A 21,072-nucleotide genomic window follows, 5' to 3' on the forward strand; every position below is an offset into this window, starting at 1 on the left:
GTTCCTCCTTCGAGCGCAGCGAGCGGGCGAAGGCCGGCCTGTCCACCGGGGCGAGCGCGCTGACGCGCTCGCGGGTCCGCCTCGACCAGCCGCGCCCGGCGCGCCGTCGGCTGCTGCCCGAGTACGACCCGGAGGCGTTCGGGCGGCTGTCGGAGCGGGTGGCGCGGTTCCTCGGCACGGGCCGGTTCATCGTCTGGATGACGTTCGTCATCATCGTCTGGGTGCTGTGGAACATCTTCGCGCCGGAGCACCTGAAGTTCGACCGGTACCCGTTCATCTTCCTGACGCTGATGCTGTCGCTGCAGGCCTCGTACGCCGCTCCGCTGATCCTGCTCGCGCAGAACCGGCAGGACGACCGCGACCGGGTCAACCTGGAGCAGGACCGCAAGCAGAACGAGCGCTCGCTGGCCGACACCGAGTACCTGACGCGGGAGATCGCGGCCCTGCGGATGGGCCTGGGCGAGGTCGCCACGCGCGACTGGATCAGGTCGGAGTTCCAGGACCTGATCAAGGAGATGGACGAGCGTCGTCTATTCCCGCTCGAGAGTGACGAAGGCGACCGCTAGCGGCCTTTCCTGCGGCACGCTACCGAGCCGTACCATCGGGGCATGGCTATCGACACAAGCTCCGCCGACGCCGCCGCAGTGCCCGAGCAGGATGCGATCCTGGACGCGCTGGCGACGGTGAACGACCCCGAGATCCACCGGCCCATCACCGAGCTCGGCATGGTCAAATCGGTCGAGATCGGCGACAGCGGCTCGGTCGCCGTCACCGTCTACCTGACGGTGTCGGGCTGTCCCATGCGCGAGACCATCACCAGGAACGTCACCGAGGCCGTCGAGCGCGTCGCCGGTGTCACCTCGGTCTCCGTCACCCTCGACGTGATGAGCGACGAACAGCGCAAGGACCTGGCGGCGACCCTGCGCGGCGGCACCGCCGAGCGCGAGGTCCCCTTCGCCAAGCCGGGCTCGCTGACCCGCGTCTACGCGGTCGCGTCCGGCAAGGGCGGTGTCGGCAAGTCCTCCGTCACCGTCAACCTGGCGGCGGCGATGGCCGCCGACGGCCTGAAGGTCGGCGTCGTGGACGCGGACATCTACGGCCACAGCGTGCCGCGCATGCTGGGCGTCGAGGGCCGCCCGACGCAGGTCGAGAACATGATCATGCCGCCGTCCTCGCACGGCGTGAAGGTCATCTCCATCGGCATGTTCACCCCGGGCAACGCGCCGGTGGTGTGGCGCGGACCGATGCTGCACCGCGCGCTCCAGCAGTTCCTCGCCGACGTCTTCTGGGGCGACCTGGACGTGCTGCTGCTGGACCTCCCGCCGGGCACCGGCGACATCGCGATCTCCGTGGCGCAGCTGGTGCCCAATGCCGAGATCCTCGTCGTGACCACCCCCCAGCAGGCCGCGGCCGAGGTCGCGGAGCGGGCCGGCTCGATCGCCGTGCAGACGCACCAGAAGATCGTCGGCGTGGTCGAGAACATGTCGGGGCTGCCCTGCCCGCACTGCGACGAGATGGTCGACGTGTTCGGCTCCGGCGGTGGCCAGAAGGTCGCCGACGGCCTGACCAAGACGGTCGGCGCGACGGTGCCGGTGCTGGGCTCGATCCCGATCGACGTCCGGCTGCGCGAGGGCGGCGACGACGGCAAGCCGGTCGTCCTGTCCGACCCCGACTCCCCGGCCGGCGCCGCACTGCGCGCCATCGCGGGCAAGCTCGGCGGCCGCGCGCGCGGCCTGGCGGGCATGTCGCTCGGCATCACGCCGCGCAACAAGTTCTGAGGCAGTAGCGCGAAGGGCCCCGCCGATGCGTCGGCGGGGCCCTTCGCGCTGCTGCTCACGCGCGGCTCGTCACTCGTACGAGGTCAGGTCCCCGATGACCGAGAAGCCGAGCCCGTACGCGCTCATGCCCCGCCCGTACGCGCCCAGGTGGACCCCGCCCCGGGTGGACCCGGCGAGGACCCAGCCGAACTCGGACTCGCGGTAGTGGAACGGCGTCGGCTCGCCGTCGACCGGCAGGGACAGCGTCGACCAGTCCTCGCCGTCGAGCGCGTCGGCGAGCTCCCAGGCGGCCTCGGTCTGCTGGTCGAGCCAGTCGTCGCGCAGGGTGTGGTCCATCTGCCCGGGCCAGCTGTAGGCCAGCAGCCCCGAGCCCGCCAGCCAGGCGGCCGAGGAGACCGACGTGGCCTCCAGGACGCCCGTACCGTCGCCGCTGCGGCGCAGCGGGTTGCTCGCCACCGTGACGACCACCGCGAAGCGCTCCTTCTCGCCCGTGGCGATCTCGCCGCGCGCGGAGGGCTCGTCCCCGTGGCCGGTGGAGCCGTGCTCCACGGTGCCGTCCGCGCCGGTGCCGACCTGCATGAGCCAGCGGGGGCCGGTGAAGGCCCCGTCCAGCCCGTACCAGGGGAAATCGGCCCGCAGGTACCCCTCGACCGCCCGGCGGGCCGCCGGGACGGGCGCGGCGGCCTCCTGGGGCGGCGGGGGCGCCGGTTCTGCTTGCGGGGGTGCGGCGGCGGGGGCCGGGGCTTCGGGGGCTTGTGCCCCTACCCGGCTACTGCTCGTCGTCTCCATCTGAGCGGCCTCTCGTTCCGTGGGGTCCGGAGCGGCCCTCCCCCTCGCTGCGCTGGGGGGACCCCCTCCCTCGGGCGTCCTGCGTCCGGACAGATGGAGGATAGCCATCCGACCCCGGATCCCCGGGCAGGCTGGAACTCAGGTGGCGTCGGCGTCGAAGGGAGAGCGCTGGTCAGCGGCCGGAGCGGCGGGCTTCTTCAGCATGTCCGGGCCGGTACCGGCGGGCGTGGCGGACGCACCGGCGGAGGCGGGGGCGGCGGGCGCGGCGTCGCTCTCGCGGCCGTTGACGGCGTCGGTGACGTCGTTCAGCTCCTTGCGGAGATCGAAGCTGTTGCGGATCTCCTTGACGTCCTCGTTCTCGGAGAGCTGCTTGCGGATGAAGGTCTTCGGGTTCAGGTCCTCGAACTCGAAGTCCTTGAACTCGGGGCCCAGTTCGGAGCGGATGTCCTGCTTGGCATTGTCCGAGAACGCGCGGACCTTCCGGATGAAGCCCGTGACGTCCTGGATGACCTTGGGCAGCTTGTCCGGGCCGAAGATGAGAATGGCGAGCACCACGATCGTGACCAGCTCGAGTGCGCCTATGTCGTTGAACACCTTGCCGCTCCTCGGCTCTCTTCACTTCAGGCCCGACACACGGTACCCGGGGTTGTCCGCAGGCCAATACACCAGTACCGGCTCAATGGCGGCTCAGCTCTGCTTTCACCCGCTCGTCATGATCCGTTCGCCGAACCGAGGACCAGTTCCAGGGTGCGCTCCCGGCCGTCCCGGAGCACGGTGAGGCGCAGCGGGTCGCCGGGCCGGTGGGCCCTGATCTTGATGATCAGCTCGTCGCCGCCGTGCACCCGCTGTCCGTCGACCTTGGTGATCACGTCGCCCGGCTGGATGCCCGCCTTGGCGCCGGGCCCGTCGGGCGTGACGGCCGGCTTGCCGCCCTCGCCCTTCTCCTCGACGCGGGCCCCGTCGCCTTCGTAGCGCATGTCGAGGGTGACGCCGATGACGGGGTGCGTGGCGCGGCCGGTGCGGATGAGCTCCTCGGCCACGCGCTTGCCCTGGTTGACCGGGATGGCGAAGCCGAGGCCGATGCTGCCGCTCTGGCGGGCCCCGTCGCCGCTGTCGCCGCCCTTGTCGGCGCCGCGGATGGCGCTGTTGATGCCGATCACCCGGGCAGCGGAGTCGAGGAGCGGACCGCCGGAGTTGCCGGGATTGATGGGGGCGTCCGTCTGCAGGGCGTCGACGTAGCTGATGTCGCTTCCGTCGCCCTTGTCGCCGCCGGCCGTGATGGGGCGGCCGGTGGCGCTGATGATGCCGGCGGTGACGGTGTTGGAGAGGTCGAACGGGGCGCCGATGGCCACGACCGGGTCGCCGACCTTGACGTTCTCGGAGTTGCCGAGGCTCAGGGGCTGCAGGCCCCGTACGCCGCTCACCTTGACCACGGCCAGGTCGTAGCCGCTGTCGCGGCCCACCAGCTCGGCCGTGACGCTGTCGCCGGTGCTGAAGGTGACGGTTATCTGCTTGGCGCCGGCGACGACGTGGTTGTTGGTGAGGATGTGCCCCTGCTGGTCGAGTACGAAGCCGGTACCCGTGCCGCTGCTCTCCCCGCCGTTGACGTGCAGGGTCACCACGCCGGGCAGGGCGGTGGCGGCGATCCCGGCCACGCTCTCGGGGGCCCGGCCCTTGTCGGCGACGGCGGCCGCCTGCGGGAGCTCCAGGCGGGTGTTGGCCTCCCGCTCGGCGAGGACCCCGGCGTATCCGCCGATGCCGCCGGCGAGGAGGGCCGTACCGAGGGCGAGGGCCAGGACCTGCCAGAGGCGGAAGCCGCGGTGCGGCCGGCCGGTGTCCACCACCTGGAGCGGCCGGTCGGCCCAGGGGTCGTAGCGCGGCGCGGTCCGCGGGGCGGGGAGGTCCGGCGACAGCGGCCGGTCCCGGTCCGGTGCGGGTGCCGGGGGCGCGTCCACGGGCTCGTCGGGGCGGCTCCACCACCGAGGGCCCGGAACCTGAGCCGGAGCCGGGTCGGTCTGCTGACTGTCGGACATGGCCGCTCCCCGCGTGCGTATCGCTTCTGCCCGCCGATTCAATCAGGTCCGGCACCGCCGTCGCCCGGAGCCTTCCGGTCCGGGCCACGAGGGGGCTGCGGCGGGCGGCGCCGCCTGAGTCAGCGCGAGAGGGACACCGGACGGGCCGACGTGGACGGCGACGGCTGTACGGGCGGGAGCGCCTCAGCGGAGCGTACGAGGGTCGGCACGACCCCGGGGCTCGGCAGCCGGTCCCGGGCCACGGCATCGGTCACCGGCACCGACAGGGGCACCGCCGGACCGGGCCGCGAGGCCGGGGCCTCTCCCCGTACGTTCGGGTCGAGCGTGTCCGGCGGCAGCGAGCCGCCCAGGGCGATGGCGGCCAGCGACACGGCCCCGGCCGCCACGAAGGCGAAGCGGCGCCGCGGGCGGCCCACCTCATGGATCCGGAAGCCCTGCTGCTGCGGGGTGATCGGCACGGGGTACCGGAAGGAGGCGAACGGATCCGCTCCCGGGGACACGGGGGGACCGGGCGGGCCGGAAGGGCCGTCGAGACCGCCGCCGGGCAGCCCCTGAAGGCGTGCCAGAAGTCCCGCCGACAGCGGGGGCGGCGCGCTCTCCACGAACATGGTCTTCAGCCGGCGCTGCGCATCGGCCTCGGCCTTGCACTTGGCACACGTGGCCAGGTGGGCCAGCACCCGCTCGCGCGCGTCATGGCTCAGCTCTCCGTCCACCAGGGCGGCGAGACGGTCGCCGAGGTGCTGTTCGGCGGGCGACGGGGACGCACTGGCTCCGCTCACTCGGCTCCGCCCTCTCCCCCGGCGCCCGGCGCGCCCACCGCCACTCCCGCCAGCGCGCGCTGCTCCGCACGGGCTTCGGGGGACCGGTGCTTGAGCGCCTTGCGCAGGTGCGAGCGGCCCCGGTGGATACGGCTGCGCACGGTGCCGAGCTTCACGCCGAGCGTCGCGGCGATCTCCTCGTACGACAGTCCCTCGATGTCGCACAGCACGACGGCTGCGCGGAACTCGGGAGCGAGGGTGTCCAGCGCCTGCTGCACGTCCGCGTCGAAGTGGGTGTCGTGCAGCACCTGCTGGGGGGACGGCTCACGGCTCGGCAGCCGCTCGGCGGCGTCGTCGGCGAGCGCGTCGAAGCGGATGCGCTGCTTGCGGCGGACCATGTCCAGGAACAGGTTCGTGGTGATCCGGTGCAGCCAGCCCTCGAACGTCCCGGGCGTGTACGTGGACAGCGAGCGGAACACGCGGACGAAGACTTCCTGCGTCAGGTCCTCGGCGTCGTGCTGGTTACCCGTCAGCCGGTAGGCGAGACGGTAGACCCGCGCACTGTGCGTGCTGACGATCTCCTCCCATGAAGGAGGGGTCCACGCCTGGGAGCCCGCATCGGCGGCAAAGGTCGCGGTGGTTGCGGTGTCTGCGGTGTGGAAGCGGTCAGCAATGTAGGTCACGGATTTCGGCTCACCCGCCGACCAGAAGAGACGTCTGAAGACGCCCCCACGATCCACAGGCGCAGCCGCACCTCCCCTGTCGGCTCTGGTGGTGTCCAGTGGAGTCCCTACCATAGCCACCCCCTCCGTCAGCTCTGGATAAGCATTTTTGCATTAACTTTGCACGGGTCCGAGGCCCAGGAACGGCCCCCGGCCGTCGATCTGCCCGGCAGCGTCCTGTCTATCCCGCCTCGATCGTCTCTCTACTGCTCACAACGCCCGGTCCCATCTGCGGGTTCCCGACTCCAGCGGATACAGTCACCGTTGCGCCAACTATGGGGACAGGAGAGGGTCATTACCGGCAACCGGCAGACGAGCTGGGCGTTCGCCGACGCGTTTGTCGCCGAGGACGACGCTCTGCGGTGGGCCCGCGACCGGTCCAGGGAGGCGGGCCTGCGCTCGGTCTCCCCCGGCACCGGGGCCGCGCTGCGCCTGCTCGCCGCCACCGCGGACGCCAAGGCGGTCGCGGAGATCGGCACCGGAACCGGAGTCTCCGGCATCCACCTCCTCCACGGCATGCGCCCCGACGGGGTGCTGACCACCGTCGATCCCGAGGCCGACCGGCAGGCCTTCGCGCGCCAGGCCTTCCGCGCCGCCGGCTTCGCGGGCAACCGGGCCCGCTTCATCCCGGGCCGCGCCCTCGACGTGCTCCCCCGGCTCGCCGACGGCGGGTACGACCTCGTCTTCTGCGACGGAGACCCGTCCGAGTCCCTCGACTACCTCGCTGAATCGTTGCGCCTGCTGCGCCCCGGCGGGCTGGTGTGCTTCGAGGGGGTCTTCTCCGACGGCCGTACGGTCGACTCCGCGGCCCAGCCGGTGGAGGTGCTCCGCGTCCGCGAGCTGCTCCGCAGCGTCCGCGAGAGCCCGGCCCTGGAGGCCGCGCTGCTGCCGGTGGGCGACGGCCTGCTGTGCGCGGTCCGGCGCTAGGGGTACCGCGCCGCGTCGGATCGCCCGCACGCGGAAACAACACTGCCCCGGGCGCCATGGGCGACCGGGGCAGTGCAGAGATTCCAGCTGGCGCCGACTGATCAGCCGACGACCTTCTTCAGGGCGTCACCCAGGGCGTCCGCCTCGTCAGGAGTCAGCTCGACGACGAGCCGACCGCCGCCCTCGAGCGGTACGCGCATGACGATGCCCCGCCCCTCCTTGGTGACCTCGAGCGGGCCGTCGCCCGTCCGCGGCTTCATGGCCGCCATGCTCGTTCCCCTTCCTGAAACCAGTTCATCGTCAGCCGACGGCCCCATTCAGGCGCCTAGTGCCCGGCATCGAACACATTGCTTCTTGGCCATTATCCCGCATGTCAGGACCCGATGACCAACATCGGCCGGGAACGCTTGCGCAACGCGCTCGGCCAAAACCACTCATTTCGGGGACGGGCCTGCGATACTTCGCCGCTGCTCCCGGAGAACGGCGTCCGGTTTCTTTGACGCACATCACATGTGCGGGCCCGCTCCGGTCCGCCATGCTGACCCTTGTACCGGCCAGTACCGGCCGGTAGCCAAGCCCGCGACGAAGGGGGACCCCCTGCCATGGCCGACAGCGTGCTCTACGAAGTGACCGACGGACTCGCGATCATCACGATCAACCGTCCCGACGCCATGAACGCCATGAACACCGAGGCGAAGGTCGCCCTGCGCGACGCGGTCCAGGCCGCGGCCGGCGACCCCGCGGTACGGGCCGTCCTGCTGACGGCGGCGGGCGACCGGGCCTTCTGCGTCGGCCAGGACCTCAAGGAGCACATCGGGAACCTGGCGGCGGACCGCGAGAGCGGCTCCGAGCTGACCATGAGCACGGTCTCCGAGCACTACAACCCCATCGTGCGGGCGCTCACCGAGATGCCGAAGCCCGTCGTGGCGGGCGTGAACGGCGTCGCGGCCGGGGCCGGCTTCGGCTTCGCGCTGGCGGCGGACTTCCGCGTCGTCGCGGACACCGCGTCCTTCAACACCTCGTTCGCCGGCGTCGCCCTGACCGCCGACTCCGGCGTCTCCTGGACGCTGCCCCGCCTGATCGGCGCCTCGCGCGCCTCCGACCTGCTGCTCTTCCCCCGCTCGGTCAAGGCGCAGGAGGCCTACGACCTGGGCATCGTCAACCGCCTGGTCCCCGCGGACTCCCTGCGCGCCGAGGCCGAGGCCGTGGCCCGCCGCCTCGCCGAGGGCCCGACGGTCGCCTACGCGGCCCTGAAGGAGTCCCTGGCGTACGGCGCGGACCACTCCCTGCGCGAGGCCCTGGAGCACGAGGACACCCTCCAGACCCGCGCGGGCGCCTCCGAGGACCACTCCATCGCCGTCCAGGCCTTCCTCGCGAAGCAGCCCCCGCGCTACCTGGGCCGCTGAGACCCCCGTACGGTCACGCCGGCCCGCGGGACACGCAGCGGGCCAGGTGGTCGTTGACCAGGCCGCAGGCCTGCATCAGTGCGTAGGCCGTCGTCGGGCCGACGAAGCGGATGCCGGCCTTCTTCAGGGCCTTGGCCAGGGCCGTGGACTCCGGGGTCACCGCCGGGATCTCGGTGGTGCTCCTCGGGGCCCGGCCCGGCTCCGGGGCGTGGGACCAGACCAGCGTGTCCAGCTCGCCCGGCTCCCAGCCCGCCAGGACCTTCGCGTTCGCCAGCGTCGCCTCGACCTTGGCGCGGTTGCGGATGATGCCCTCGTCCGCCAGCAGCCGCTCCACGTCGCCGTCGCCGAACTCCGCGACCTCCGCGATCAGGAAACCGGCGAAGGCCTTCCTGAAGCCCTCCCGGCGCCGCAGGATCGTCAGCCACGACAGCCCCGACTGGAACGCCTCCAGGCACAGCCGCTCGTACAGGGCGTCGTCCCCGTGGACCGGACGCCCCCACTCCGTGTCGTGGTACGCGATGTAGTCCTCGGTGGACAGCGCCCACGGGCACCGCAGCCCGCCGTCCGGACCCGCGAGCGCTCCGCCGGTCACTGCCCGGCCTTGCCCAGGTCCACGCCCCGGGCCGGGCCCGCCGTCAGCTCGGCGATCCGGGCGTCGCGCTCCGCCAGCTCCGCCGCGAGGCGCTCCAGTACGTCGTCCACCTCGGCCATCCGGTACCCGCGCGGTGCGACCGGGAGCCGCAGCGCGTCGATGTCCGCCCGGACGACGGGGCGGTTCTCCGGCAGCCCGTCGGCCACCCGGTCCGGGTCGGACTCCGGGAGCACGGCCTCCGAGCCGCCGCCGACCACCGCGAGGGTGACCGCGGCGACGACCACGACCAGCGCGATCAGCAAGAACCAGAACACGATCAACTCCCCTGAGAGACTCCGGCCACCAGGTTAAGGTCGCAGGCGAGGCGCAAGGGCCGCCGAAGGAGGAAAGAGCAGGATGCTGCGACTGGGCAGGCGCGAGTTCGACACCCACGAGCCGGTGATCATGGCCATCGTGAACCGGACCCCTGACTCCTTCTACGACCAGGGCGCGACGTTCCGCGACGCCCCCGCGCTGGACCGGGTGGAGCTGGCGGTCGCCGAGGGCGCCGCGATCATCGACATCGGCGGTGTCAAGGCGGGCCCCGGCGAGCACGTGGACGCGGCCGAGGAGGTCCGGCGTACGGTCGGCTTCGTCGCGGAGGTGCGCCGCCGCCACCCGGACGTGGTGATCAGCGTCGACACCTGGCGGCACGAGGTCGGCGAGGCGGTCTGCGAGGCGGGGGCCGACGTGCTGAACGACGCGTGGGGCGGGGTGGACCCCCGGCTGGCCGAGGTCGCCGCGCGCTACGGCGCCGGCATCGTCTGCACCCACGCGGGCGGCGTGGAACCGCGCACCCGGCCGCACCGGATCGAGTACGACGACGTGATGGCGGACATCCTGCGGGTCACGGTCGGGCTGGCGGAGCGCGCGGCCGCGCTCGGCGTCCGGCGCGACGCGATCATGATCGACCCGGGTCACGACTTCGGGAAGAACACCCGCCACTCCCTGGAGGCCACGCGCCGGCTCGGCGAGATGGCGGAGACGGGCTGGCCGGTCCTGGTCTCCCTGTCCAACAAGGACTTCGTCGGCGAGACCCTCGACAAGCCGGTCAAGGAGCGGCTGCTGGGCACCCTGGCCACGACGGCCGTCTCGGCCATGCTGGGCGCCCAGGTCTACCGCGTCCACGAGGTCGCGGAGACGAAGCAGATCGTCGACATGGTCGCGTCCATCCAGGGCCACCGCCCCCCGGCGGTCGCCCGCCGGGGTCTGGCCTAGGAGGCCGCGCCGGCTCGCGGCCCGGGCCTGGGCCCGGGCCGGCCGGGGCCGCCCGGGCTTGCGCCTCCTACTTCCCGACTTCCTTCGTGACGAGCGCGATGGCCTCGTCCACGTCGTCCGTGACGTGGAAGAGGTAGAGGTCCTTCTCCGAGGCCTTGCCCTGCGCGATCACCGTGTTGCGGAGCCAGTCGACGAGCCCGCTCCAGTACTCCGTGCCGAAGAGCACGATCGGGAAGCGGGTGATCTTCTGCGTCTGGACCAGGGTCAGCGCCTCGAACAGCTCGTCCAAGGTGCCGAGACCGCCCGGCAGCACCACGAACCCCTGGCTGTACTTCACGAACATCGTCTTGCGGACGAAGAAGTACCGGAAGTTCAGCCCGAGGTCCACGTGCTGGTTGAGCCCCTGCTCGAAGGGGAGCTCGATGCCCAGGCCCACCGAGATGCCGTTGGCCTCCCGCGCGCCCTTGTTGGCCGCCTCCATCGCGCCCGGACCGCCACCGGTGATCACCGCGAAGCCCGCGTCCACCAGGGCGTGCCCGATCCGTACGCCGGCCTCGTAGTCCGGCGAGTCCGCCGGGGTCCGCGCCGAGCCGAACACGCTGATCGCCGGCGGCAGCTCCGCGAGCGTGCCGAAGCCCTCGATGAACTCCGACTGGATGCGCAGGACCCGCCAGGGATCGGTGTGCACCCACTCGGAGGGCCCGGCGGAATCCAGCAGCCGCTGGTCCGTCGTACTGCCCGCCTGTACCTGGCTCCGCCTGCGCAGCACCGGCCCGAGCTGCTGCTCCTCGGGCCGACGGCGAGCCGAACCTTCAGGGTTGCCCATGACGTGCTCCCTCCTGCTGATCGTTGGATCAGGTTAGGCGCACAAAGGTGACGGCAAGCGGAATTCAGGAGGTCAGCCAGGCGCGGAGTCGTTCCTCGCAGTGCAGGATCGCCTTCGTCTCGACCCGTTCGTCGACCTTGTGGGCCAGCAGGGCGTCGCCCGGGCCGTAGTTGACCGCCGGGACGCCCAGGGCGCTGAAGCGGGAGACGTCCGTCCAGCCGAACTTGGGCATGGCGCGGCCGCCCACGGCCTCCATGAAGGCGGCGGCCGCCGGGTGCGAGAGGCCGGGGAGGGCGCCGCCGGAGGAGTCGTCGACCACGAACTCGGCGATGTCGCAGTCCGCGAACACCTCCCGTACGTGGGCCAGTGCCTCGGCCTCGCTGCGGTCCGGGGCGTAGCGGAAGTTCACGGTGACCGTGCACGTGTCGGGGATGACGTTGTTGGCGACTCCGCCCTCGATGCGCACCGCGTTGAGGCCCTCGTGGTACTCCAGGCCGTCGATGACCGGCTTGCGCGGTTCGTACGCCGCGAGTTTGGCGAGAATCGGGCTCGCCGAGTGGATGGCGTTGGAGCCCATCCAGCTGCGCGCGGAGTGGGCGCGCTCGCCGGCCGTGCGCAGCAGCACGCGCAGGGTGCCCTGGCAGCCGCCCTCGACCTCGGCGTTGGACGGCTCCAGCAGTACGGCGAAGTCGCCGGTCAGCCAGTCGGGGTGGGCCTCGGCGACCTTGCCGAGGCCGTTGAGGTCGGCGGCGACCTCTTCCCGGTCGTAGAAGACGAAGGTGAGGTCCCGGTTGGGCTCCGGCACGGTCGCGGCGATGCGCAGCTGCACGGCGACGCCGGACTTCATGTCGGTGGTGCCGCAGCCCCACAGGACGTCGTTCTCGTCGAGGCGCGAGGGCACGTTGTCGGCGATGGGCACGGTGTCCAGGTGGCCTGCGAGTACGACCCGCTCGGCGCGTCCGAGGTCCGTGCGGGCAACCACGTTGTTGCCGTACCGGTCCACGGTGAGGTGTGGCAGGTTGCGCAGCGCGTGTTCCACCAGGTCGGCGAGTACCTTCTCGTCGCCGCTCACGGACGGAATGTCGACGAGCCGGGCGGTCAGCTCGGCGGCGTCCAGGGTGAGGTCCAGCTCGGATTCGGACATGCTCCTGACCCTAATGCCCCGGGCTGTGGCACCGGGCCGTACGTCCGGCCGGTGGACGCGCCGGATGGCTCAAGTACGGTGGGCCGCGTGTCCGAGATCCCCCGCCCCCGCCCCCGCCGCCGCAGGCCGATGCGCTCGGCCGCGGGTCTGCTCGTGCTGCTCGCGCTCGCCGGCTACTTCATCGTGCAACGCGAGTCGACCGGCGGTGGCGGTGCGCCGTACTGCACGGCCTCGGTGCGGGAGGGCGCGGACCCGGGCCGCGAGGGGGCCCTGCGGACCTACGAGATGACCCCTGAGCAGGCCGGATACGCGGCGACGATAGCGGCCGTGGGCGTCGCCAAGGGCCTGCCGGACCGGGCGGTGACCATCGCGCTCGCGACCGCGATGCAGGAGTCCTCGCTGCGCAACCTCGACCACGGCGACCGGGATTCGCTCGGGCTGTTCCAGCAGCGGCCCTCGCAGGGCTGGGGCACGCCGGAGCAGATCATGGACCCGGTGTACTCGGCCGGGATCTTCTACGACCGTCTGGCGGAGATCAAGGGGTATTCGAGGCTCCCCCTGACGGTCGCCGCGCAGAAGGTCCAGCGCAGCGGCTTCCCGCAGGCGTACGCGAAGCACGAGCCGGACGCGATCGTGCTGACCGGCGCCCTCGCGGGCAGCGGCGAGGTGAGCTGCGGCGGGCCGCCGCCCACCGGGCCGGGCGATCCGCAGAAGGTACGGGCGGACCTGGCCCGGATCTTCGGCCAGAGCGGGCTGCACACGATGCCGCCGGAGCCGGGCCCCGCGCAGGACGGGGGCGGCCGCGTCAAGGAGGCCGAGATCTCCCTGGTGGAGAAGCAGGACGCCGGCGAGGCCGCGCAGCGCACCACCCGGGTGATGGCCCAGTGGGCGGTGGCCAATGCCCGCGGGATGAACATCTCCCGGGTCTCGTACGGGTGGAAGGGCTGGATCGCCGGCGAGGCCAAGGGCCGGTGGCAGGACAAGGGCGGCCCGGGCAAGTCCGGTGACGGCGATCCGCACAACGCGGTCCCGGCCGAGGTACGGATCTTCGTGAACCGCTGATCCGCTGATCCGCCGGCCCGCCGGCCCGCCGACCCGCACCCCGGGCGGCCGCCCGCTCAGGCGTGCGGACCGTCCCCCGTACGGGGGTGACCCGGGAGGCGGGCCGCGGGGGTCCGGAGAGGGTACAAGCGCAGGTCGGCGCGCATCCAATGAGCTTGTCGCGGAAGCCGATTAAACGATGCGTTACTGATCCTTTACCCACCGGCTCCGCAACTCCACCCGCCCCGTGAGCGGTTGTACACGGCGTACTCAGCCGCTACCGCTTAGGAGCATCATGTCCCTCCCCCTGACCCGCCGGATCGCCCGTACCGCGCTGCTGCTCGCAGCCGGGGCAGCTCCCGTGGTCGGTGCGGCCGGCGCGGCCAGCGCCGCGGGCCTGGAGTCCGTGCCGCAGCTGCCGCAGCTGGGCGCGCTCACCTCCCCGGACGCCACGGGTGCCGCGACCGCCACCACGGACTCGGCGACGAACACCGCCGGCGACACGGCCTCGGACGCCACCGGCACCGCCGCCAAGGCCGCCGACCCCGCCGCGGCCCTGCTCGGCGGGCTGCCGCCGGCCGGGTCCGCGCTGCAGGCCGCGCAGGCGCTGCCGGTCGGCAGCCTGCCGGTGAGCACGCTGCCCGTGGGGCCGCTGGGCGGCTGACCGCCGCGGGAACGCCGAGGGGCCGGGAGCACGAACTCCCGGCCCCTCGGGCGTTCTCGCGCGGTGTGTGACGCGGCGCGCGCCGGCTCAGCCTGCCAGGCGCTTGACCGCCGCCTCGACCCGCTCGTCGGTGGCCGTGAAGGCGACGCGCACGAACTTCGCGCCCGCCTCGCCGTAGAAGTCGCCGGGGGCCACCAGGATGCCCAGTCCGGCCAGGTGGGCGACGGTGTCCCAGCAGGGCTCGTCGCGGGTCACCCACAGGTAGAGGCTGGCCTCGCTGTGCTCGACGCGGAAGCCGTGCGCCTCCAGTGCCGTGCGCAGGGCCGCGCGCCGGGCGGCGTAGCGCCCCCGCTGCTCCTCGACGTGCGCGTCGTCGCCGAGCGCCGCCACCGTGGCCGCCTGGACCGGGGCCGGGGTCATCATGCCGCCGTGCTTGCGGATCTGGAGCAGTTCGCCGAGCACGTCCGCGTCACCAGCGACGAAGGCCGCCCGGTAGCCCGCCAGGTTGGACCGCTTGGACAGGGAGTGGACGGCGACGATGCCCTCGTACGAACCGCCGCACACGTCGTCGTGGAGGACGGAGACGGGCTCGGCCTCCCAGCCCAGTTCCAGGTAGCACTCGTCGCTGAAGAGCAGGATCCCGTGCTCGCGCGCCCAGGCCACGATCCGGACGAGGTCTTCCTTGGGGATGACCTTCCCGGTGGGGTTGGACGGGGAGTTGAGCCACAGCAGCTTCACGCCGGCCGGGTCGAGCTCCGTCGGGTCGTCGTAGACGACGGCCTCGGCGCCGCACAGCCGTGCGCCGACCTCGTACGTCGGGTAGGCGAGCCGGGGGTAGGCGACCTTGTCCCCGGCGCCGAGGCCGAGCTGGGTCGGCAGCCAGGCCACCAGCTCCTTGGAGCCGACGACCGGCAGGACGTTGCGGTGCCCGGCGGCGCTCGCGCCGAGGCGGCCCCGCACCCACCCGGTGATCGCGTCGCGCAGGGCGGCCGTGCCCCACACGGTGGGGTAGCCCGGGGAGTCCGCGGCCTCGACGAGGGCGCGCTGGATCAGCTGGGGCACCGGGTCCACGGGGGTGCCGACCGACAGGTCGACGATGCCGTCCGCGTGGGCCGCCGCCGTCGCCTTGTACGGCTCCAGCTTGTCCCAGGGGAAGACGGGAAGGCGGGCGGATACTGCGGCCACGAGGTTCTCTGCTCTCTCTGGGTGCCGGTCCGAAGACGGGTTGGCGGTTCGGAAAACGCCTCGGTCCCGTGCGGCGGGAAGGCCGGACGGGACCGAGGGGCGCTCATGCCGTAGACCCTCAGTGCTCAGCAGCGGGGTTGATGTCGGCGGGAAGCGCGGCGATGAAGGGGTGGTCGCGCTCGATCAGGCCGAGCTTGGAGGCACCACCGGGCGAACCGAGCTCGTCGAAGAACTCGACGTTCGCCTTGTAGTAGTCCTTCCACTCCTCCGGGGTGTCGTCCTCGTAGAAGATGGCCTCGACCGGGCAGACCGGCTCACACGCACCACAGTCGACGCACTCGTCCGGGTGGATGTACAAGGACCGCTGGCCCTCGTAGATGCAGTCGACGGGGCACTCTTCGATGCATGCCTTGTCCTTGACGTCGACACAAGGCTCCGCGATGACGTAGGTCACGCTCTCGTTCCTCCTCGGTAGGGCTTTCCATATCGCGCGGGAGCGCGGCGTCGTCGATGCCCGCACCTAGTATCTCCGTTCCCGGGCACGATCCGAACAGGAGGGGCGGACAGAGCTGTGGAAATCACTGCCGGCGGGCTGCTGGAGATTCGTATTACCCCTGCTGACGTGGGTAAACGAGTGTCTGTACGACGGGTGGAGAGCGGGCGGAGCGGGTCCCCCGCGTTCACGGACACGGTAGGCGTTCTCACATCCTGGAACGAGGGTGTGCTGACGATCACACGAAAGACCGGCGAGTCCGTCCGCATCGCGGAATCGGCGCTGGTCGCGGGCAAGACCGTACCGGCGGCACCGGCCCGCCGGAGGGGGCCTGCGGCCTCCTTCGAGGAGCTTTCGAGGGTCGCCGCGCGGTCCTGGCAGCCGCTGGAGAGCGAGCCCCTGGGCGACTGGACGCTGCGCGCGGCGCGGGGATTCACCCGCCGGGCCAATTCCGTGCTCCCGCTCGGCGACCCGGGGGTCCCGCTGGACGAAGCACTCGCGCGAGTGACCTCCTGGTACGCGGAAAGAGGACTTCCGGCCTACGTCCAGGCCGCGACGGGGGCCGCGGGCACCCAGGAGCTGCTGTGCGCGGAGCTGGAGGCCCGGGGCTGGGCGGCCGAGGTGTCCGCCGAGGTGCGGGTCGCCGCCCTGGCCCCGCTGGCGGACGCGGACTCTCCCGCCGCACCGGAGGTACGCCTGACCCGCGCCCCGGACGCGGACTGGCTCGGCCGTTACGGGCGGGTCCGGGACCCGGAGCTGGCCCGGCGCATGCTGGTGGAGGGCCCGTCGGTGTGGTTCGCGAACCTGGCCGGCGGCCGGGCCGTCGGGCGGTGCGTGGTGGACGGCCGCTGGGCGGGGTTCGCGGCGGTCGCGGTGGATCCCGCGTACCGGCGGCGCGGCCTGGCGACGGCGGTGATGGCCGCGCTGGCGGCGCGGGCGCTGGAGGAGGGCGCGTCGGCGGCGTGGCTCCAGGTCGAGACGGACAACGCGGGGGCGCGGGGGCTGTACGACGGGATGGGCTTCGCGACGCACCACTCGTACCACCACTACCGCCCGGCGGCGGGGTGAGCTCCGGGGTGCGCGAGCAGTTCGCGCGGGAGGCGCGGTCCGAGCGGCCCGACCTGGCGGTGCTGTGCCTGCTGCTCGCCGCGGAGGCGGATCCGGACCTGGACGAACGGGCCATGGACTGGGCGCAGATCGAGCTGGACCGGCTGGCCGGGATGCTGCCGTACGGGCTGCGCGACGGGCGGGCCTGGGCCTCGGCGGTGACGGAGCTGCTGGGCGGGCGGCTCGGCTTCCACGGCACCCCGGCGGACTACGACCGGCTCTCCTCCTCGCTGCTGCACGAGGTGCTGCGGCGCCGGCGGGGGCTGCCGATCCTGTTGTCGGTGGTCTGGCTGGAGGTGGCCCGGCGGGCGGGGGCGCCGGTGTACGGGCTGGCCCTGCCCGGGCACTTCGTGGTCGGCTTCGGGGACCCGGAGGACGGGGTGGTGGTGGACCCGTTCGCGGGCGGCGCCTCCCTGGGGGCCGGCCCGGCGGAGCTGGCGCAGGGGCCTCGGTCGCCCGCGCGGACGCTGGACATCGTGCTGCGGATCCTGAACAACATCCGCGCGTGGGCGCAGACCCGGCCGGAGCAGTCGGCGGTCGCGCTGTGGGCACTGGACCTGTCCCTGCTGCTGCCTTCGCATCCGGCGTCGCTGCGGTACGAGCGGGCCCGGCTGCTGGTGGAGCGGGGGTCGTTCGTCGAGGGCGCGACGGAGCTCGACGCGTACGCCGAGGTCGTGGCGGCGGTGGACACCGCCGCGGCGTCCCGCCTGCGCGCCGAGGCCTCCGCGGCCCGGGCCCTCCTGAACTGACCCCTCGGGCAGAGCTCGGGCTCCGCCCGGGTCGGTCAGAGCCAGCCCTTTTCGCGGGCCGTGCGGACGGCTTCGGCGCGGTTGCGGGAGGCCAGTTTCTGGATCGCGGTCGAGAGGTAGTTGCGGACCGTGCCCCGGGACAGGTGCAGGAGGTCCGCCAGCTCGGCGTTGGTCGCGCCGCTCTCCGCCGCGCGCAGCACTTCCCGCTCCCGGTCCGTCAGCGGGTTCGCGCCCTCGGCGAGGGCCGCCGCGGCCAGGGTGGGGTCGATGACGCGCTCGCCCGCCAGGACCTTGCGCACCGCCTGCGCGAGCTGGGCGGCCGGCGCGTCCTTGACCAGGAAGGCCGAGGCCCCCGCCTCCATCGCGCCGCGCAGGTAGCCGGGGCGGCCGAAGGTCGTCAGGATCACGATCCGCAGCGACGGCAGGGCCTTGCGCAGGGCCGCGGCCGCCTCGATGCCGGTCATGCCCGGCATCTCGATGTCCAGCAGCGCGACGTTCACGTCGTGCGCCCGCGCGGCCGCCACCACCTCGTCCCCGCGGGCGACTTGGGCCAGCACTTCGATGTCCGGCTCCAGGCCGAGCAGCGCCGCCAGGGCCTCCCGGACCATCGCCTGGTCCTCGGCCAGGAGGATCCTGATGGGTCGTGGGGTCATGTGCCCGATCCTAGGGGGACGCTGGCGAGGAGGCGGAAGCCCGTCTTGCCCGCGGGGCCTGCCGACAGGGTGCCTCCGACCGCCTCCAGGCGTTCCGTGAGGCCCGTCAGGCCGTTGCCGGCGGCGGCCGGGCCGCCCGCTCCGTCGTCCGTGACGGCCAGCTCCACGACCGGCCCCGCCAGGGTGTGGCGGGTCTCCAGGGTGACGGTGCAGCGCCTGGCCCCGCTGTGCCGGACCACGTTCGTCACAGCCTCGCGCAGGGACCAGGCCAGGGCGCTCTCCTGCTCCTCCGTCAGCTCCGCCGTGAGCTCGGCCGGCAGGGCGGCCTGCACGCCGGCCGCGGTCAACGCGGTCCGCGCGCCCGCCAGTTCGCCGGGCAGGGTCGGCCGGCGGTAGCCGCTCACGGCCTCCCGTACGTCGACCAGGGCCTGGCGGCTGACCCGCTCGATGTCCGCGACCTGCTGGGCCGCCGCCCCGGGGTCCGCGGGCAGCATCCGCCCCGCCAGCTCGCTCTTGAGCGTGATCAGCGACAGGGAGTGCCCCAGCAGGTCGTGCAGGTCCCGGGCCATCCGCAGCCGCTCCTCGTTGGCGGCGAGCTGCGCCACCGTGGCGCGCGCCTCGCTCAGTTCCAGGGTGGTCCGGATCATCGCGCGGACGCCGACCATCGCGAAGCCGCCCATCAGGGCCGGGATGAGCAGTCCGGCCAGGTACTCGTCGCCGCCCGGCACCGCGAAGGCCGTCGCCGTCAGCAGCGCGGTCGCGCCGGGGACCGTCCAGCGGGAGATCTCCCCGGGCAGCGCGGCGCCGGAGGAGATGGACACGTAGACGAAGAGCACGAGCCACTCGCGGCCCAGCGTCAGGGAGAGGACCGTGGCCTGGGCGGAGAGCACCGCCACGGAGGCCAGGACCCTCCCCTCCGGCATCCGCCGGGCGGTGCGGAAGACGAGGACCAGGTACCAGGCGACGAAGGCCGCGAGGCCCAGGCCGCCGAGCAGCCGGACCCCGGGGCTGTGTCCGCCGCTGATCAGGTCGGTGACGGGTGCGCTGAGGTAGAAGAGCCACAGGCCGATCCACAGCGATTTCACGATCCGGTGCCGGCGGGTCTGCGGCGGGACTCCGATCATCGTCTTCTCGCCCCACTCACGGCCGTCATGCCTTCAACGAGTCCTTGCGGTACAGCCAGGCGGCGGCACCAGTGAACAGTACGAAGTACACCGCGAGGATCGCGACGTCCTTGGCGTGCGGCGCGCCGCCCTGCTCGATGGCCATGCCGAGGCCGGCGTAGGCGTGGGTCGGCAGCCATGCGCAGATGTCGCGCAGCCACTGCGGGAAGTTCGTCGTGGGCATCCACAGGCCGCCGAGGATCGAGAGGCCGAAGTAGCACAGCATGGTGATCGGGCGTACGTTGTCGCCGGACGCCAGGTATCCGATGGCCACGCCGAGGGCGGCGAAGACGAGGCTGCCGGCCCAGATGGAGCCGGTCAGGGCGAGCCACTGCCAGGCCTCGAACCGTACGCCCTTCACGGCCGCGGCGACGCCGAAGACGACCAGGATCGAGGGCAGGGAGAGAACGGCGGCGCTGGCGGTCTTCGCAAGGACGTACCCGCGTCCGGGCAGGGCGGTGAGCCGCAGCTGGCGGACCCAGCCCTTCTCCCGCTCCTTGGCGATGCGCTCGCTGTTGCCCATCAGGACGGCCGTCAGGGCGCCGAAGGAGGCCATCGCCACCATGTAGAAGGCGGGCATGGTCAGGTCCGTGCCCATGACCTTCGTCGTGCCGTCCAGGGTGCCGCCGAGCATCAGGAAGAGGGCCGCCGGGTAGAGGACGGTGAAGAAGAGGTACTTCTTGTTGCGCAGGGCCCGGGTGACTTCGAGCCGGACGAGCCTGGCGGTGCCGTTGTCGATCATGATGCGTCGGCCTCCTCGGCCTCGGTGAGGGCGATGAAGGCCTGTTCCAGGCCCAGGCCGGCGACCTCCAGGTTGCGGGGGCGCAGCCCCAGGGCGTAGACGGCGTGGACCGTGGCGTCGGCGTCGGCGGACTGGAGGCGTACGGTCTCGCCGTGCCGCTCGTAGCCGGTCAGGTACGGGAGCGCGCGCAGGGCGCCCTCGTCGAAGGAGCCCTCCGCGAGGTCGAAGGCGATCCGGCGGGCGCCGGCCCTGGCCTTGATCTCGGCCGCGGTGCCGTCCGCGAGCACGCGACCCCTGTGCAGCACGATGACCCGGTCGGCGATGGCGTCGGCCTCTTCCAGGTAGTGCGTGGCGAAGAGGACGGTGCGGCCCTCGGCGGCCTGCTGGCGCATCGTGGCCCAGAAGGCCTGGCGGGAGGTCACGTCCATGCCGGTGGTCGGCTCGTCGAGCACGATCAGGTCGCCCCGGCCGGCGGTGGCGAGCGCGAAGCGCACGCGCTGCTCCTGGCCGCCGGAGAGCTTGTTGACCATGCGGCCGGCGATCTCGGCGACACCGGCGAGGCCGAGCACCTGGTCGACCGGGTGGGGGCGGGGGTGCAGGGCGCAGGCGAGCGCGACGAGTTCCCGTACGGTCACGTCCTCCATCAGGCCGCCGGTCTGGAGCATGGCTCCGACCCGGCCGGCCGCGACGGCCTCGCGCGGGGTGGCGCCGAAGAGGCTGACGGAGCCGGAGTCGGCGGGACGCAGGCCGAGCAGGAGGTCGAGGGTGGAGGACTTGCCGGCCCCGTTCGGGCCGAGCAGTGCGACGGTCTCGCCCGGGTGGAGTTCGAAGGAGAGGCCGTCGACCGCCCGGACCGGGCCGTAGCTCTTGGTCACGTTGCGGAAGCTCACCACGGTCCCGCAGCCGGTGCCGGTGTCCGTGGCGGCCGTGGAGTACTTCGCGGTCGTCGTCGTCATGGCTCAAGATTCGCTCGTACGTGGGTACGCGCGGCAGTGTCGGCCGTCGTCGAGGGCGGATGACGGATGTCATGCGGGAGACGTGAC

24 protein-coding genes and 1 pseudogene are annotated in these 21,072 nt (G+C 72.6%); 9 read left to right on the top strand and 16 right to left on the bottom strand.

The window, feature by feature from the left end:
- The first annotated feature begins 38 nt into the window (after window positions 1-38).
- Window positions 39-566, top strand: coding sequence for a DUF1003 domain-containing protein (locus tag AB0M99_RS10635; protein WP_365918863.1), 528 nt, complete (start codon window positions 39-41; stop codon window positions 564-566).
- Between the two features lie 96 nt (window positions 567-662).
- On the top strand, window positions 663-1,778 hold the full coding sequence (locus AB0M99_RS10640; RefSeq protein WP_365918865.1) for an Mrp/NBP35 family ATP-binding protein: 1,116 nt from the start codon (window positions 663-665) through the stop codon (window positions 1,776-1,778).
- Window positions 1,779-1,847: 69 nt separating this feature from the next.
- On the opposite strand, the gene AB0M99_RS10645 is transcribed toward AB0M99_RS10640, so the two are convergent.
- The 5 genes and pseudogenes from AB0M99_RS10645 to sigE form a co-directional block, all read right to left on the bottom strand.
- Window positions 1,848-2,567, bottom strand: coding sequence for a hypothetical protein (locus tag AB0M99_RS10645; RefSeq protein WP_365918718.1), 720 nt, complete (start codon window positions 2,565-2,567; stop codon window positions 1,848-1,850).
- Window positions 2,568-2,705: 138 nt separating this feature from the next.
- On the bottom strand, window positions 2,706-3,161 hold the full coding sequence (locus AB0M99_RS10650) for a sec-independent translocase (RefSeq protein WP_365918720.1): 456 nt from the start codon (window positions 3,159-3,161) through the stop codon (window positions 2,706-2,708).
- Window positions 3,162-3,277: 116 nt separating this feature from the next.
- Window positions 3,278-4,600 (bottom strand): trypsin-like peptidase domain-containing protein, encoded by a 1,323-nt coding sequence (locus AB0M99_RS10655; RefSeq protein ID WP_365918722.1) that lies wholly within the window; start codon window positions 4,598-4,600, stop codon window positions 3,278-3,280.
- 341 nt (window positions 4,601-4,941) lie between these two features.
- Window positions 4,942-5,379, bottom strand: a pseudogene (locus AB0M99_RS10660) (zf-HC2 domain-containing protein); the annotation flags it as partial.
- Window positions 5,376-6,155, bottom strand: coding sequence for an RNA polymerase sigma factor SigE (gene sigE / locus AB0M99_RS10665; RefSeq protein ID WP_365918723.1), 780 nt, complete (start codon window positions 6,153-6,155; stop codon window positions 5,376-5,378). The pseudogene AB0M99_RS10660 and the gene sigE, both read right to left, overlap by 4 nt.
- Before the next feature lie 189 nt (window positions 6,156-6,344).
- Between sigE and AB0M99_RS10670 the strand changes: the two genes are divergently transcribed.
- Window positions 6,345-7,007 carry a class I SAM-dependent methyltransferase gene (locus AB0M99_RS10670; protein ID WP_030385883.1) on the top strand — a complete coding sequence of 221 codons (663 nt, stop codon included), beginning with the start codon at window positions 6,345-6,347 and terminating at the stop codon, window positions 7,005-7,007.
- Between the two features lie 101 nt (window positions 7,008-7,108).
- Here AB0M99_RS10670 and AB0M99_RS10675 read toward each other — a convergent pair whose 3' ends face one another.
- The gene (locus AB0M99_RS10675) at window positions 7,109-7,276 is read right to left on the bottom strand and encodes a DUF3117 domain-containing protein (RefSeq protein WP_003966491.1); all 168 of its coding nucleotides are present in this window, start codon (window positions 7,274-7,276) and stop codon (window positions 7,109-7,111) included.
- 333 nt (window positions 7,277-7,609) lie between these two features.
- Between AB0M99_RS10675 and AB0M99_RS10680 the strand changes: the two genes are divergently transcribed.
- Entirely contained in the window at window positions 7,610-8,413 is an 804-nt protein-coding gene (locus AB0M99_RS10680; protein WP_365918725.1) for an enoyl-CoA hydratase-related protein, read from the top strand.
- A gap of 13 nt (window positions 8,414-8,426) precedes the next feature.
- On the opposite strand, the gene AB0M99_RS10685 is transcribed toward AB0M99_RS10680, so the two are convergent.
- The gene (locus AB0M99_RS10685; RefSeq protein WP_365918727.1) at window positions 8,427-9,005 is read right to left on the bottom strand and encodes a DNA-3-methyladenine glycosylase I; all 579 of its coding nucleotides are present in this window, start codon (window positions 9,003-9,005) and stop codon (window positions 8,427-8,429) included.
- A complete protein-coding gene (locus tag AB0M99_RS10690) occupies window positions 9,002-9,319 on the bottom strand; it encodes a DivIVA domain-containing protein (RefSeq protein ID WP_365918729.1) in 318 nt (105 codons plus the stop codon). Before AB0M99_RS10690 ends, AB0M99_RS10685 begins: the two co-directional genes overlap by 4 nt.
- Window positions 9,320-9,401: 82 nt before the next feature.
- Here AB0M99_RS10690 and folP point away from each other — a divergent pair, with 82 nt between their 5' ends.
- On the top strand, window positions 9,402-10,262 hold the full coding sequence (gene folP, locus AB0M99_RS10695) for a dihydropteroate synthase (RefSeq protein ID WP_365918731.1): 861 nt from the start codon (window positions 9,402-9,404) through the stop codon (window positions 10,260-10,262).
- 67 nt (window positions 10,263-10,329) lie between these two features.
- Here the strand turns inward: folP and AB0M99_RS10700 are convergent, their stop codons facing one another.
- Together AB0M99_RS10700 and dapE are read right to left on the bottom strand one after the other, a co-directional pair.
- On the bottom strand, window positions 10,330-11,088 hold the full coding sequence (locus AB0M99_RS10700) for a TIGR00730 family Rossman fold protein (RefSeq protein WP_365918733.1): 759 nt from the start codon (window positions 11,086-11,088) through the stop codon (window positions 10,330-10,332).
- 64 nt (window positions 11,089-11,152) lie between these two features.
- Entirely contained in the window at window positions 11,153-12,232 is a 1,080-nt protein-coding gene (gene dapE / locus AB0M99_RS10705; RefSeq protein ID WP_365918735.1) for a succinyl-diaminopimelate desuccinylase, read from the bottom strand.
- 87 nt (window positions 12,233-12,319) lie between these two features.
- Here dapE and AB0M99_RS10710 point away from each other — a divergent pair, with 87 nt between their 5' ends.
- Window positions 12,320-13,294, top strand: a complete 975-nt coding sequence (locus tag AB0M99_RS10710) for a hypothetical protein (protein WP_365918737.1) — start codon at window positions 12,320-12,322, stop codon at window positions 13,292-13,294.
- A gap of 274 nt (window positions 13,295-13,568) precedes the next feature.
- Window positions 13,569-13,937, top strand: a complete 369-nt coding sequence (locus tag AB0M99_RS10715) for an ATP-binding protein (RefSeq protein WP_365918739.1) — start codon at window positions 13,569-13,571, stop codon at window positions 13,935-13,937.
- Between the two features lie 87 nt (window positions 13,938-14,024).
- On the opposite strand, the gene dapC is transcribed toward AB0M99_RS10715, so the two are convergent.
- Together dapC and fdxA are read right to left on the bottom strand one after the other, a co-directional pair.
- The gene (gene dapC / locus AB0M99_RS10720) at window positions 14,025-15,122 is read right to left on the bottom strand and encodes a succinyldiaminopimelate transaminase (protein ID WP_365918741.1); all 1,098 of its coding nucleotides are present in this window, start codon (window positions 15,120-15,122) and stop codon (window positions 14,025-14,027) included.
- 118 nt (window positions 15,123-15,240) lie between these two features.
- Window positions 15,241-15,576, bottom strand: coding sequence for a ferredoxin (gene fdxA / locus AB0M99_RS10725; protein WP_365918743.1), 336 nt, complete (start codon window positions 15,574-15,576; stop codon window positions 15,241-15,243).
- A 117-nt stretch (window positions 15,577-15,693) separates the two neighbouring features.
- Between fdxA and AB0M99_RS10730 the strand changes: the two genes are divergently transcribed.
- Together AB0M99_RS10730 and AB0M99_RS10735 are read left to right on the top strand one after the other, a co-directional pair.
- Window positions 15,694-16,683, top strand: a complete 990-nt coding sequence (locus AB0M99_RS10730) for a GNAT family N-acetyltransferase (RefSeq protein ID WP_365918745.1) — start codon at window positions 15,694-15,696, stop codon at window positions 16,681-16,683.
- An 8-nt stretch (window positions 16,684-16,691) separates the two neighbouring features.
- Window positions 16,692-17,471, top strand: coding sequence for a transglutaminase-like domain-containing protein (locus AB0M99_RS10735; RefSeq protein ID WP_365918747.1), 780 nt, complete (start codon window positions 16,692-16,694; stop codon window positions 17,469-17,471).
- 35 nt (window positions 17,472-17,506) lie between these two features.
- On the opposite strand, the gene AB0M99_RS10740 is transcribed toward AB0M99_RS10735, so the two are convergent.
- Genes AB0M99_RS10740 through AB0M99_RS10755 form a run of 4 tightly spaced genes read right to left on the bottom strand, consistent with a single transcriptional unit; the run spans window position 17,507 to window position 20,985 of the window.
- Window positions 17,507-18,124: a response regulator transcription factor gene (locus tag AB0M99_RS10740; RefSeq protein ID WP_365918749.1), complete on the bottom strand. Its 618-nt coding sequence runs from the start codon at window positions 18,122-18,124 to the stop codon at window positions 17,507-17,509.
- Window positions 18,121-19,248, bottom strand: coding sequence for a histidine kinase (locus tag AB0M99_RS10745; protein WP_365918751.1), 1,128 nt, complete (start codon window positions 19,246-19,248; stop codon window positions 18,121-18,123). The genes AB0M99_RS10740 and AB0M99_RS10745 overlap by 4 nt, the downstream gene beginning before the upstream one ends.
- Window positions 19,249-19,273: 25 nt before the next feature.
- Window positions 19,274-20,029, bottom strand: coding sequence for an ABC transporter permease (locus AB0M99_RS10750; protein WP_365918753.1), 756 nt, complete (start codon window positions 20,027-20,029; stop codon window positions 19,274-19,276).
- Window positions 20,026-20,985: an ABC transporter ATP-binding protein gene (locus tag AB0M99_RS10755; protein ID WP_365918755.1), complete on the bottom strand. Its 960-nt coding sequence runs from the start codon at window positions 20,983-20,985 to the stop codon at window positions 20,026-20,028. The genes AB0M99_RS10750 and AB0M99_RS10755 overlap by 4 nt, the downstream gene beginning before the upstream one ends.
- Between the last annotated feature and the right edge of the window lie 87 nt (window positions 20,986-21,072).

Origin of the sequence: Streptomyces sp. NPDC051183, from assembly GCF_040682455.1 — a bacterium.
Classification (GTDB): domain Bacteria; phylum Actinomycetota; class Actinomycetes; order Streptomycetales; family Streptomycetaceae; genus Streptomyces.